Source organism: Sporosarcina sp. NPDC096371 (assembly GCF_044762865.1).
Classification (GTDB): domain Bacteria; phylum Bacillota; class Bacilli; order Bacillales_A; family Planococcaceae; genus Sporosarcina.
The window spans coordinates 38,473-51,571 of the sequence record NZ_JBIWFE010000007.1; the positions used below are offsets into that span (position 1 = coordinate 38,473).

General features: G+C 40.4%; 8 protein-coding genes. 5 read left to right on the top strand and 3 right to left on the bottom strand.

Translation table 11 applies throughout. The features are described from left to right. Nucleotides 1-56: 56 nt before the first annotated feature. The gene (locus ACIQ0H_RS17035; RefSeq protein WP_403417285.1) at nt 57-1,148 is read left to right on the top strand and encodes a metallophosphoesterase; all 1,092 of its coding nucleotides are present in this window, start codon (nt 57-59) and stop codon (nt 1,146-1,148) included. Nucleotides 1,149-1,249: 101 nt separating this feature from the next. Here the strand turns inward: ACIQ0H_RS17035 and shc are convergent, their stop codons facing one another. Beyond that, complete coding sequence (gene shc / locus ACIQ0H_RS17040) at nt 1,250-3,127, bottom strand: squalene--hopene cyclase (protein ID WP_403417287.1); 1,878 nt, start codon at nt 3,125-3,127, stop codon at nt 1,250-1,252. Nucleotides 3,128-3,219: 92 nt separating this feature from the next. Between shc and ACIQ0H_RS17045 the strand changes: the two genes are divergently transcribed. After that, on the top strand, nt 3,220-4,374 hold the full coding sequence (locus tag ACIQ0H_RS17045; RefSeq protein WP_403417290.1) for a DUF2515 domain-containing protein: 1,155 nt from the start codon (nt 3,220-3,222) through the stop codon (nt 4,372-4,374). Next, entirely contained in the window at nt 4,316-4,768 is a 453-nt protein-coding gene (locus ACIQ0H_RS17050; RefSeq protein ID WP_403417293.1) for a CBO0543 family protein, read from the top strand. Before ACIQ0H_RS17045 ends, ACIQ0H_RS17050 begins: the two co-directional genes overlap by 59 nt. A gap of 79 nt (nt 4,769-4,847) precedes the next feature. Here ACIQ0H_RS17050 and ACIQ0H_RS17055 read toward each other — a convergent pair whose 3' ends face one another. Beyond that, the gene (locus ACIQ0H_RS17055; RefSeq protein ID WP_403417296.1) at nt 4,848-6,107 is read right to left on the bottom strand and encodes a TolB family protein; all 1,260 of its coding nucleotides are present in this window, start codon (nt 6,105-6,107) and stop codon (nt 4,848-4,850) included. A gap of 491 nt (nt 6,108-6,598) precedes the next feature. Between ACIQ0H_RS17055 and ACIQ0H_RS17060 the strand changes: the two genes are divergently transcribed. Beyond that, the gene (locus tag ACIQ0H_RS17060) at nt 6,599-7,936 is read left to right on the top strand and encodes an FAD-binding oxidoreductase (protein WP_403417298.1); all 1,338 of its coding nucleotides are present in this window, start codon (nt 6,599-6,601) and stop codon (nt 7,934-7,936) included. Here the strand turns inward: ACIQ0H_RS17060 and ACIQ0H_RS17065 are convergent. Beyond that, on the bottom strand, nt 7,933-8,595 hold the full coding sequence (locus tag ACIQ0H_RS17065; RefSeq protein ID WP_403417301.1) for a ribonuclease H family protein: 663 nt from the start codon (nt 8,593-8,595) through the stop codon (nt 7,933-7,935). The two genes, ACIQ0H_RS17060 and ACIQ0H_RS17065, sit on opposite strands and share 4 nt — an antisense overlap. Before the next feature lie 1,308 nt (nt 8,596-9,903). On the opposite strand from ACIQ0H_RS17065, the gene ACIQ0H_RS17070 reads away from it, so the two are divergent. Next, nucleotides 9,904-13,062 (top strand): glycoside hydrolase family 84 protein, encoded by a 3,159-nt coding sequence (locus ACIQ0H_RS17070; RefSeq protein WP_403417303.1) that lies wholly within the window; start codon nt 9,904-9,906, stop codon nt 13,060-13,062. The last annotated feature ends 37 nt before the right edge of the window (nt 13,063-13,099 follow it).

Here is a 13,099-nt window from a genome sequence, read left to right on the forward strand (position 1 = left end):
AATGTGGTACAAAAGAGACATACATATAATTGAGGTAGGATTTAGGAGATGATTTCGTGATTGAAGTTAAACGCTTGCAGTTAGATCCGACAAAACGTTCGATTGTCATTTCAGATATCCATGCAAATCTAGCGCTTTTTAAGCGCCTATTGGACAAACTAACCTATACACATGACGATTATTTATTTATCAATGGTGACCTTTGTGAAAAAGGGCCGGCAAGCCTAGAAGTAGTTGAGTATGTACGTAATTTATCAAAGGAGCCCAATCAAGTTTTTATCACAAAAGGAAATTGTGATGTTCTATTTCGTGCCGTTTTTAACGAAGTGCAAGGAATTATGTCATATATGAATAGACAAAAGCATTCCATTTTAAATGAAATGCTAGCGAAATACGATCAAACGCTCGATGATTTCTCCGATATGCAAGAGCTAGCACAATTTTACCGTCACTATTTTGGGGATGAATTGGAATGGCTCGAATCACTACCGGAGGCATTTGAAACCGATGATTTTATCATCATTCATGCAGGCATTGAAAATGTTGAAGATTGGAAGCTAACTGATGAACAATTTGCATTATCTACACCAGCATTCTATGAAAAAGAACATCAAGCTGAGAAACCAGTCATTGTAGGACATTGGCCAGTCGTTAATTATCGAGCAGAACAGATCAGCTCCAATAATCCATTGATTGATTTGGATAAAAATGTGATCGCATTGGATGGCGGAAACCAAATCAAAGAAGATGGCCAGCTAAATGCCTTAGTGATAGAAAATGGAAGCTATTCCTATACATATGTTGATGCGTTAACGCATGAAATGACTGTGCAAAAAGAGTATACGGATCCAATGAAAAGAATTGGAACTGTTACCTATCCAAATTACGAAATGAACATTATCGAAACAGAGGCCTATTTTACGCTTTGTGAAAATAGTAAACTCGGCATTCAACAATGGATTAAAAACGAATACTTACTTATGGAAGATAAGCAGGCACGATGCAAAAATGACTTGAGTACGACCTTTTTATCTGTTAAACAAGGGGAAACAGTGTTTGTCGTCGATCATACATGCGAAGGATATACGCTAATTAAAACATCAAACGGGGAAGTTGGCTGGATACCTAAATTTTGTTTGGATGATTAAATGAGCAATCCCCATAAGAAACACCTTTTATTTCGGTTAAGTAGAGTCCTACTTTAGAAATAGAAGGTGTTTTTCTATCCTGCGTTGTAATTCCATGATCATTATGATTCAGTAAATTTTAATTGATAGTGAGTGAGGGCAAGCAAAGGAAAGATATATTGATAGCTATGGTAGTGGACGTAGAAACCACCACCCATTAGCTGGCCAACTGGATAAGAAAGGGTCCAATCATCTTTATCATAGGCTTCGAGCAAATAAGCAATGCCCTTATTGATTTCCGGAGTTATCGTATTTGAAACCGCAATAAGCGCATCAAGTGCCCAAGCAGTTTGTGTTAAGTTGCTGGAGCCAAGAGGGACGTACTTAGAAGCGGTATCACTTTTGCAAGACTCTCCCCAACCACCGTCAGGATTTTGAATGGCGAGTAGCCAGTGTACTGCTTTTTGGATCATTGGTTTTTCCGCGCTTATACCTGCTGCCATGAGACCGGTAATAGCCGCCCATGTTCCGTAAATATAGCAAATTCCCCAGCGGCCGTACCATGACCCATCTTTTTCTTGATGATGAACTAACCACTCGATTCCACGTGCCATGACATCATGATAGTTAGACAAGTCGGTGTGTCCTCCAAAAAATTCGAGCGTCCTGCCGGTTAAATCCGCACTGCTTGGATCTGTCAATAAAAATTGTCCACCTTCAATGGGCAGCAAATTCAATAACTTATTATCTACATCTTTCTCAAAGGCTGGCCATCCACCATCGCTATTTTGCATCGACAGTACCCAACGAACGCCTCTACTCCAAGCTTCGTAATAGTGGTTATTCTTTTGAACGGCCTGTGAAATAGCTCTAAGTGAGGCTGTAGAGTCATCTATATCAGGGTTCATCGTATTACTATCTGAAAATCCCCATGCCCCTGGTAGGACACCGGGACTATGAATCGCCCAATCGCCATATGTCGTCTGTTGTCGCTCAAACAAGTATCCATTTGCCTTTTCGATTACGGAATCAGTGGAAGGAACGCCTGCTTTTTGAAGCGCGTAGCTTATTAAGGACGTATTCCAAACCGTCGCAGTTGTATATTGTATATGGGGATGGCCATTAATCGTACATTTCATCCCTTTCAGCCCTTCAACCGCCTTTAAAATGATGGGGTCGTTGGTAGAATGACCAAGTGAAAGAAATGAAAATATCATTAAGAACGTAGAACTAAAATAACTGTATAACGTTCCATCGGGCTCGATGTGATCAAGCATATATTGTTTTGTTCGATTGATGGCTAAAGAATGGATTGTTTGAGGGAAGCCCAGCAAACTTGTAAGGTCATGTTCAATCAATGAAAGAAATTCTTGGATATCCTGTAGGTTGAAAAAGTTATCTGCGGCTCCTGAAAGGGAAAGAGCAGATAGATTCGGGCTTCTTTTTGTTGTTCTTACGTATTTCTTATCGGCGACAATCATAATCGGCGCGAGATTAGCTCTTCCATATACGGAAAAATCATAGAAATTGATAGGGAAATGGAGTGGCAAAAGGATCATTTCAACGGGGATTGGAAAATGAGCCGGCCATGGATATTGACCCGTTAAAGCTAGCATGATTTTTGTTAACATATGCGTTTTCTCAAGACCGCCATTTGCCAAAATAAATTGTTTTGCTGCCAGTAATCTACTGTCTTCCTTGCTCACATAGCCAGAGTAGAGAAGGGAGTAATAGGCCTCCACCGTAGCTGATAGATTCCCATCGTCTTCATCATGAAAAAGTTTCCACGCGCCATTTGCTTGCTGCTTGCTCAATATTCGTTCCGTTAAATCATGAACTAATTGCTCATCATTCATTTCCAATGACCTGACTAAAATAATCATATAGGCATCAGTTGAAATACCAGTGTCAAAGGGATATGTCCATGTACCATTGGGGTTCTGATCATTTTTTAGCTGTTGAACTATTTGGCCGATCAACTGTTCTACACGATTTGTCAACGTATCACATCTCCTTCGTAGAGGTCACTCATATATGTATATCCCTCTTCATACTCCTATATGAAGAGGAATTTCGAGTAGGGAGGTGACCCGTGCTTAATTTACTGAGGAAAATAGGAGGGAAACAGCAACTCCCTGAACATTTGCTAGTTATTAAAGCTGAATTGAAGTACTATGTACCCGAAACTGCCCTGGAGGAACACTTATCCATTGAAGATCAGCAACGGCTTCAACGTATTCGATTAAAAACAAGGGAATTGAATGTAAATAACGTAACGAGAACAAAAGCTTATCTTGACTTTTATAGGCGCCATTCAGAAATTCACTGGGCATTTCTTGGACATATGGTGTCGAGAAACGGCGGATGGAATATGACAGATTTAAAAGGAGAATTCCTATCTAGACTCATGAATGAACAATCGCAACAAGATTTCTTTTCTTTCTTAGAACGTGGGAACTGGCTTATATTCCAGGATGCCTATCCGCAGTTTTTACTCTACGAAGAAAGCCTATTTCAAGGTCGAAATTTGTTTTATCTATTGCCTTACGTTCATGTTTCTACATTCATGGAGGTGATTTGGAGTTACTTTTGGGAGGTGGGGGATTCAACTCTGCTTGCGATAGCGCTCATTATCAATGAACAAAGTTATTTAGAAAACAGGATCGTGCAAAATCCTCTCTATAAGAAAAAAGTGTTTCAAACGTTTGAGTTCGTACTCCAGGATCTCCTTTCGTTTAATCAAATATTATTTCCGTATAATGCAGATGGGGAAGGGTCAAAAAAGGCGTCACTTACGGGGTTAACGCTCCATCGCTTTGGATCGTTACACGAGCGAATTATGCTTGGAAAGGATTTATATCGATTACTCTTTCGTGAGGCGGACCTGTTAGAGAAAGTGTACCGCTGGGCAATTCGACATCCGCATACAGGTTCACGAAAAGATTACTGGCCAGCTATTTTTAATGATGTCCATGAAGGGATACCGGGATTAGCTTTTACTAGGAGGCTAAAGTCTTGTCGGCTAAAAACGGGCGCACCAAGGTTGTATAGCCCTAGACTCGAGTATGCTTGGGGGAATGTTGCCCACTCAGCGGCGGAACCACAGGATTGGTTTAAACATTGGGATATTATCACTTATTTAGTGGAAGAAGAAGGTCCGATTAATGGAAAGATAGTAGGTGAATATTGTGAAACACTGGAAAACCTCGAACTCGCTGCCATCGCGAAAAAGGCGATTTTCACATAAACTTTTCGTGTATTTGCCCGCAATTTTGCTCGCCATGCTGTTGGCTACCTATTTAGATTTATATTTTGTTGGCAAACAACTTTATGAGTTCCCCGTTCGTCCTTTCTCTGACGTTTTTTCCATTAATATTGCATTTACAGTCATTGCACTTCCCTTATTCATGTGGATATTCCTTTGTTTGGTAGATAAAATGTCGAGATGGAGTAGGCTCGTTTTTACGTTATTCCTTAGTGCACTCGTGCCGTTCATTGAGATCATGTCGGAGCAATTAGGATTCTTCCAGCATGGAGATCAATGGAACCATATCTATTCTTTCATCGGGTATTTCCTTTTTCTGATGCTGATTTGGAAGATGTTTAAATGGCGTGAAAATGGAACTAGGTATACGAAGTAAGATCCGCGTGCCCGTCGCTAATCAATTATAATAGTGCCTGCCCCTCGCTACATTAATGGAGCGGGGGGCAGGGACCAAGCTACGGTTGATATAAACTAAAAACCTCATCCCATTCCCAGTGCTCGTAGTACCAGGTACCTAAATCAATTTCCTCAATCCATTTTTCCTGATTTTCGCCATTCGAATTCGCGATTAAAACACTTGCTTTATCACGATCAGTTCTTATCCATAATAACTTATGTCCATTTCTTATCCATTTAGGATAAAAGTCGCCATCTTTTGAAGGTGGTGAAGTTATTTTACTTTGTTTCTTAGTTTGTAGATTAATGTGGTAAATGCTGGGCATCGGTCTGAGTTCAACATCTACCCAATCGCTTTCCAAGGAGCGTGATACGAAAATTTGATTATCAGTTTTCCATACCAAATCACGATCAACATATCCATTCGGTGTGTATAGAAAATTAGAATTATTAAAGATGTTCTTGACCTTTAATTTCTTATTTTGTATCGAAAAACGATTGGATCCTTCTATATATCCTAAAGAATTAGTAGTTGGTGCCCACTGAAACCATTCATCATAATTTAACATCTCATCAATTTTATCGAAAAATATCCCGTCATTAGAAAGAATACTTATAGTATTACTATCGGCAGACAAAGATGCTGTTGGAACTAACTGAAAAGCGATCCATCTATGATCGTATGACCATTTAAATTGGCTTGTTCCATAAAAGTAATCATTCTTTCCAACGGTTATTGTGTAAAAATGATGAGGCTGATACTGGTTCTTTTCCTGGTTAAGTAAAACTTTGGATAACAAAATATCTGAAAAAACACTTTTACCTGCTTTAGAAGACGTTAAGAAGCCACTCCCATCCGGTAACCATGAAAAATTTTCAATACCAGATGTTATATTTTGAAGCAAATTTAACGATTGGACATTAATTGTTTTTAAATCGGCATCCGATTGCAAAGCAATGACATTGTTATTTGGTGCCCATTGAAAATTCTTGTTAACATGCGGTGAAACCTTAAAATGACGATTTTTCTTAACGTTATAAAGCCAAAGATCTCCTTCATATAACGGTACATATAGCTGGAGTTCAGTTTTTTTGGCCCCTCTAATATATGCAATCCAGTTACCATCAAAAGACCATTGCGGATATCTTATATATTCACCATTGGTAATTCTCGTTTCTTTTTCCCCAATTTGAATCCATAAGTCATCATTTTTTACAAATGCTGCTTTTAATACCTCGTTTGATTCTGCTGAAATAAGTGGGGAATATTGTATGCTGATAATAACAATAGTAAAACACATCAGAATCATTTTCATCATTGACTATATGATCTCCTTTCTAGTTCAAAACAAAGTGCACATAGTATCCCCAAAATAATCGTTTTTACAAATATTTTTCATTTCAACAATCGTTTTCATCCCGGATGTAAGGAGCGTCAATGCATAAATTGGAATAGCGAATCTAAGTGTGTAATGGTTGTCTGGTCTATGAGGGTTAAAGACTCGGAATACGATGAAAGGCAATTTGTTAAACGCGAAATTTAAATCAATTGTATTTGTTCAAAGTAACAGCGTTAATTTAGATATCTTTGTAAATGCACAATAATTGTATAGAGGGACTATGAAATCAGTCGTGTATGCAAGTGACTGATTTTTTTATTATGTTGATTTAACAGAACGAATCGTCCATCAGTTAATCCCTATTTTTCGGCATCAACTGGGCCTAATCCGGGACTTTTGCATACCATGTAAACAAGGCATTCCCCTTATCGTGCAAGTCGAATCTATGAAAATAAGGAGTAGATGTAGTGATGGGTAAAACAATACTGACAGGCCGGATTGTCTTGCCAGGCGCCACTGAATACAATCAAGCACGTATGGTCTATAATTCTCGGTTTTCTAAGTACCCGCTAGTGATTGTTTTTTGTCAATGTATGGAAGATGTCCTGAACGCTGTGAAATGGTCACGAGAGAATGATATTCCACTCCGTTCTCGGAGCGGCAGACATAGTTTTGCAGGGTTCTCTACAGTGGATAAAGGAATTATTATTGATGTGAGTGAAATGACACACGTGCATGTCGATAAACAAAAAGGAATAGCAAGAGTACAAACAGGCATTGCGCTTGGCGACTTGTATACGGAGTTATTTCGGTATGGTGTCACAATTCCAGCGGGTACTGCGCAAGATGTCGGTGTTGCCGGGCTAACACTTGGTGGAGGAATCGGTTTTTTACATCGTATGTGGGGTCTGACAATTGATAATTTAGTGGAAGTTGAGATGGTTGTCGCTTCTGGTGAGTCTGATGCTAAGGTCATTACAGTGAACAACTGTATGAACCGAGATCTTTTCTGGGCGTTGCTTGGTGGAGGGGGAGGGAATTTTGGAATCGCCACATCTTTTATTTTTAAGGTGCATCCGATTTGCGATGTTTCTATTTACGAGATTAGATGGGATTGGGAAGATATCAAAACAGTCTTCCAAACATGGCAAAATTGGGCGCCATTTATATGTAGACGACTCACTTCCGACATTACACTTGGTTCAAAATTGAATGGTACAATCATCTCAACAGGTCAACTACTTGGCCCGAAGGAGGAGTTAAAGGATTTTTTACAACCGCTGCTCCAAGCCGGCACACCGACAGAGGTAATGATTAAAACCGTACCGTTTATTGATGCTGTGAAGTTTTTCGCTGAGCCCGACGACCCAGAATTTCACAAATTTAAAAATACGGGTGCTTTTGGATTTCAGCGATTACCCCTTAAAGGTATTGAAACGATGATCGATTATTTAACAGACGCACCCAATCGTAATTCCGATGTCTGGGGGCAGAGTCTAGGTGGAGCGGTCAGTGAAGTAGCGCCATCGGAAACGGCCTATTACTACCGAGGCGCGAAGTACATTTTAGAGTTTGCATCCCGTTGGGAAAATGATCAAGAAGAAGCCGAAAATATTCAGTGGGTCAATCAATTTCGAAAAGCCATGCTGCCTTATATGAAAGGCAATTATGTAAACTTTCCTGATCTCGCCATAAAGGATTGGGAAAAAACTTATTATGGAACCAACATAAATCGACTAATAAGGGTTAAACGACAATATGACCCCTGTAACGTATTCAACTTCCCACTGAGTATTCCACTAAACTAGTCCGCTGTTATTTCAATTGTTGCCGTAATGGAGACGCCATTCAACGACTGTGTCGCCAGTCGATCTGCTTCTGCATTTAATTTTCGCTGGACCAGTTCGTACGTTGGCTGGATTCCAAGCGCCTTCAGCTTCACTTCTATACGGTCGGCCCAACCTGACAGAATCTGCTCAACTACTGCCCATTCCCCAGTCAGTTGGTTAATGACCACCTGAGAATCGCCAATGAACCGGACGGGCAAATGATGGACATTCAACAGCTCAAGCTCTTGAAGGCACAAGTGAAGTGCCGCATATTCTGCTTCGTTATTCGATGTAAGTTCGGCGGAGGATGCATTTCTCCGCAATCTGTAAGATTTCCCACTCTGCTCATAATAGATGACGCATCCCAAACCTGACCTCTTAGAAGCGTGGTCGAAGCCGCCGTCAAAATACACCTTGACATTATGTGGTTCGGTTTCGATTCCTTTTAAATAGCCCTTCATCTCCTTGACAGTCCACGTGCTGTCAAACTGGTCGATGAAGGCGATGTTTTTGGCTCGTCCAGTCCGAGATAGGTCATCCGCAAACAGCAGTGCTTGTGCAGCTGGCATCATCTCGGAACGAAAGATGGTTTCCGCGCCTTTTGGTATTTTGTATATCCATTCGATTAGTATGTTCATTTCTCGTCCTCCTACATTAGTGAGTCTATGTATACATGTCACTTAACTCTCGACAAATCAAATACAAGATGAGTGTGCCCAATGCTTGCCATCTTTATGAACCAGCAAAAATCAATAATGGCATCATTGATTTTACCTGTAAGAAGTGAAGGGTACCAGTATTTTCATGGAACGCTGAACTGTTTCATTCACTTCCAAGGATACGCTGGTACCTTTCAACGTTTCAATTCATAAGAATGGTAATAGTGATTCCAAGAATAAGCCCGACAATAATGGCGGCACCAAATATGAATACTCGTTTCAATATGTCATCCTTTCCGTTAGCTGATACTTGAAGTTTATGGGCAAGGGATGAAACATATTCGGTGAAAAAATACGTTCTTGGTTCTGGCTCCCTTCAGACCAGCTAGGAAGATGATATACCGCAAGTAGAATAGTAGGTGGGGATTTCTGAATTCTTATTTACTCCGGCGACTCTACGATGCCCTTATGAAACAAAGTACCTATGGGGGTTAAATAAAATACAACTAAACTATCAATTTGGATATTTTAGAAGATTACTGAATGAATACTCGAATATTTTTGGTTGATGTATGCTATATTACATTTACTACTAGATTCTCCACACGTAAAACTATTTTGCGCCCTACATTTCAAAAGAAATCTCCTCTTTGTGCAAGGAATCTTCCACATCACAGATTTACAAAAATTAGTTTCTCAAACAAAATAAGTTTTGCTATTGAATCTCTGATTAAACTGAGCATAAGCGTCTTACATATGGGAGTCTCTCGTCAAAATAGACTCAATGGAATTCTTTATTTCAACATATCTAGTCAACCAAGCTAGGGCATGGGGGGATGGAGTTTTTTTCGATTACACTACTCTCCTCACACGTAGTAGTTATATTAATATAACGATGCGTAGCCGCACCTTTTGAAAACTGTTGTAAAACTCTACTAGGAAACTTACGAGAGAGCAACCAATTAAGGAGGTGATACAAATGGATTAGAAAAAAGAAAAGCACTGCTTGAGCTGAACACTTATATGGAAAACCCATAAAAGATAAGCAGGCTTCAGTCTTCAGTCTGAAGTTAATTAAAGTAATTAACTTTAGATTCTACATGGCAATTTTAGATTCTACATGGCAATTTTAGATTCCACATTCTTCTTAGTCTTGTTTATGTCCATATCAAACGCTCTAGTAACATCCGATATGTAGAAAGAACCGCATTGACATACTACAAGCAGTTATTCCAATCTACGCTCAAGTAAACGGAACAATCCACTTTGGAAGCGTTGTCTTTCAGTGTGGGAATTACAGAAAAGAAAAAGAAGATAGAAGTGGGTGGGTATATGTTGAAAAAGGGTGGTTTCACACGCATGGCAAGAAAGGTTTTTGTGCCTGGATTGGCCATAATTATGTTAGCATCGATGGGCCTGAATAGTGAAAAGGTCAGCTATGCAAATGAAGGAGACAAGCTTGGGATTAACCCAACGCCACAAAGTGTGACTGAAAAAGGGGCAGGGTTTTCGCTCACGCCCGTCGTTAGTCTTGTGATCAGTAAGGAGACAGACGCTGCAGCGATTCGCGAAGTAGAGGCGGCATTACTGGCAGCAAATGTCGAGAAAGTTGAGCGTATCAATGCCGGCGAACCTCTGCCAAAGACAGGCGTAACTATTTGGATTGGGGGCCCATCCGAAAACCAAGCAACAGTTGAGGCATTGGAAAACTTGAACACTCCAGGGCCAGAAGAACTAAAAGACGAAGGGTATGTCCTTGTGTCTAAGGCTAATCAAAATGGCCATAACCAGATTATCCTTGCTGGTAAAGATCAGGTAGGGACATTTTATGCGGCACAAACATTTAAACAAATGATCCAGGAACGTTCCGGGGACAACTGGATTCCAGCGGTAGAAATACGTGACTGGCCGGAAATGCCAATTCGAGGTACGATTGAAGGCTTTTACGGTCCACCATGGTCACATGAAGACCGACTAAAGCAACTTCAGTTTTACGGAGAAAATAAAATGAATACGTACATCTATGCACCGAAGGATGATCCTTATCATCGAGATAGATGGCGCGAGCCTTACCCAGAAGAGGAGTTAAAGGCACTCAAAGAATTGGTGAAGAAGGCGAATGACGATCGCGTTAATTTTACATTTGGAATTTCACCAGGAAATACAATCTGTTTCTCAGATGATCAAGACTTCGAGGCGTTACTTGATAAAGCAGAGGCAGTTTGGGAACTAGGTGTTCGCTCTTATGCCATTTTTCTAGATGACATTGATCCGACTCTACGTTGTGCAGCAGACATTGGAAAGTTTCAGGGGATGCATAATCCATCAGCTGCCGCTCAGGCTTACTTGTTGAATCGTTTTAACGAGGAGTTTCTACAAACGCATGAAGGAGCCGAGCAATTGATTACGGTGCCAACGGATTATTCCGGCAATGGGACAACTGTTTATCGTGAGCAATTTGCTGAGTCAGTTCAGGAAGACATCATTATCATGTGGACAGGCGAGAAGGTGGTCTCTGATGAGATTACATCTGAAGGGGCGAAACAAGTGTGGGACGTTTTTCAACATGATTTGTTGGTATGGGACAATTATCCCGTAAATGATTTCGATCGTGAAAGCTTGTTCCTTGGTCCACTTGTTAAAAGAGATAAAGATTTAACAGATTTTGGTGTGGTAGGCTTGACGGCAAATCCGATGAATGAAGCGGAAGCCTCTAAAATCTCTTTATATACAATTGCTGATTATACATGGAACCCGATGGACTATGATCCAGACGAATCTTGGGAGCGTAGCATTCAATCATTGGGTGGAGATGCAGCAGAAATGTTAAGAACATTTGCAGAGAATTCTTTTTCTTCACCTATTAATAGAAAAGAATCACTAACGTTAACACCATTAATTAATCGATTCTGGGAAGCTTATCAATTAGATGGTGGGGAGGATGCAGCCACGCAGTTAATTGCTGAATTTGAAAAGCTTCAACGTATTTCGGATGATCTCAAACAAAACCTGAACAATGAAAAATTCTTGCTTGAAGTCGAGCCTTATATGGAAAAACTTCGACTGTATGGTGAGGCTGGTGAAGTGGCTGTCCGCTATTTGCAAGCAACAAAGGGCAATCAAACAGCAGAGGCAAGCGAATACTTGAAACAGCTCATTACTCTGTACAATCAATCGGAACAAATTCCGCAAAAAATGGGACAGGGTGTTATCAAACCATTTTTATTAGAAAGTGCATTAACTTTGGCACCGTTAGAAATGACATTACAGCCGTCCATTGATGCGTTTTGGACAGCATATGAATCCGGTAACATAAATGATGAAGCGAATCAGTTAATGACTAAATTTGAAGAGTACCAACAGATCGCTATCACAATTCGCAAGGATTTTGATAACAAAGAATTCCTACAAGCGGTTGAGCCATATCTACGCAATCTCGAAGTATATGGGGAAGCCGGTGAAGTAGCTGTTCACTATTTAATGGCTATCACTGAAGAGCAAACAGACAAGGCAGACGAATATAAAAGGAATTTACGAACTTTGATGGTACAAGCTTATAAAATGCCACAACAAATTGGTGAGCAAGTCATCAAACCATTCTTGATTAAAAGCATGTGGGATCCAAGTGTTTCTACTTATAGAATGCTAGATGGTGTTAATCGATCTCGTGGCGGTGGTCAGCTCATCCAATATACACCTTTCTTTGGAGAGCGTACACGCACAAACAATTGGGGTTATGAAGTGACTGTCGTGGATGATATTGTCGTCAGTAGTGGTGGCAACGACTCAGCGATTCCAAAGAACGGCTATGTGCTCAGTGTCCATGCAGATGATTGGTTAAGGGACTACGCAGTGATTGGTGCCCATATCCAAATTGAGGACGGTATGGTGCTAGTCAGAAGAGCTTCTGAAGAGGTCGATGTTGAACTCAGTTTGAAGATGAACGGCGAGGTAATGCCAGACGATGTAACCTTAGTTGATACGGAAACTGTTGAATTTACTTGGGAAGTCATAAGTGGTGGCAACGGTTCGGAAAAGGTGACCGCAACATTCGATGGTGTAGCGTATGAAGAAGGGACAATCGTCGACTTAGCAGGCAAACCAGGTGAACCCAAGTTGGTTGTAACAGTGACGGACAAGGCGGGGAACAAGCAGGAAGTGACTTACGTGATTAACGTGACAACGAGTGCAGCTGATATGAAGACACTCGTAAATCGTTATGAGGAATCTGGTGATTTCAAAAATTCTGAGGCTGCACGTGCCTTGAACATCCATTTGGTAGCTTTGGAACGCTACGAAGAACAGCAGGCAAAGGAGAAATTAGTCAAACATTTGACTGGGTTACTAGTATTGCTTAACCATCAAATTGACAATGAATTAATATCCCAAAAAGCCTATGATGTTTTGAAAGCGGATACGGACTATTTGTTAAAGAAGTGGAATTAAGTCACCATTACAGAAATTAAACTGAATACACTTACTA

Coding starts and splice junctions, on each gene's coding strand:
- ACIQ0H_RS17055 (WP_403417296.1), bottom strand. CDS start 6,107: ATGATGAAAATGATTCTGATGTGTTTTACTATTGTTATTATCAGCATA.
- ACIQ0H_RS17060 (WP_403417298.1), top strand. CDS start 6,599: ATGGGTAAAACAATACTGACAGGCCGGATTGTCTTGCCAGGCGCCACT.
- ACIQ0H_RS17065 (WP_403417301.1), bottom strand. CDS start 8,595: ATGAACATACTAATCGAATGGATATACAAAATACCAAAAGGCGCGGAA.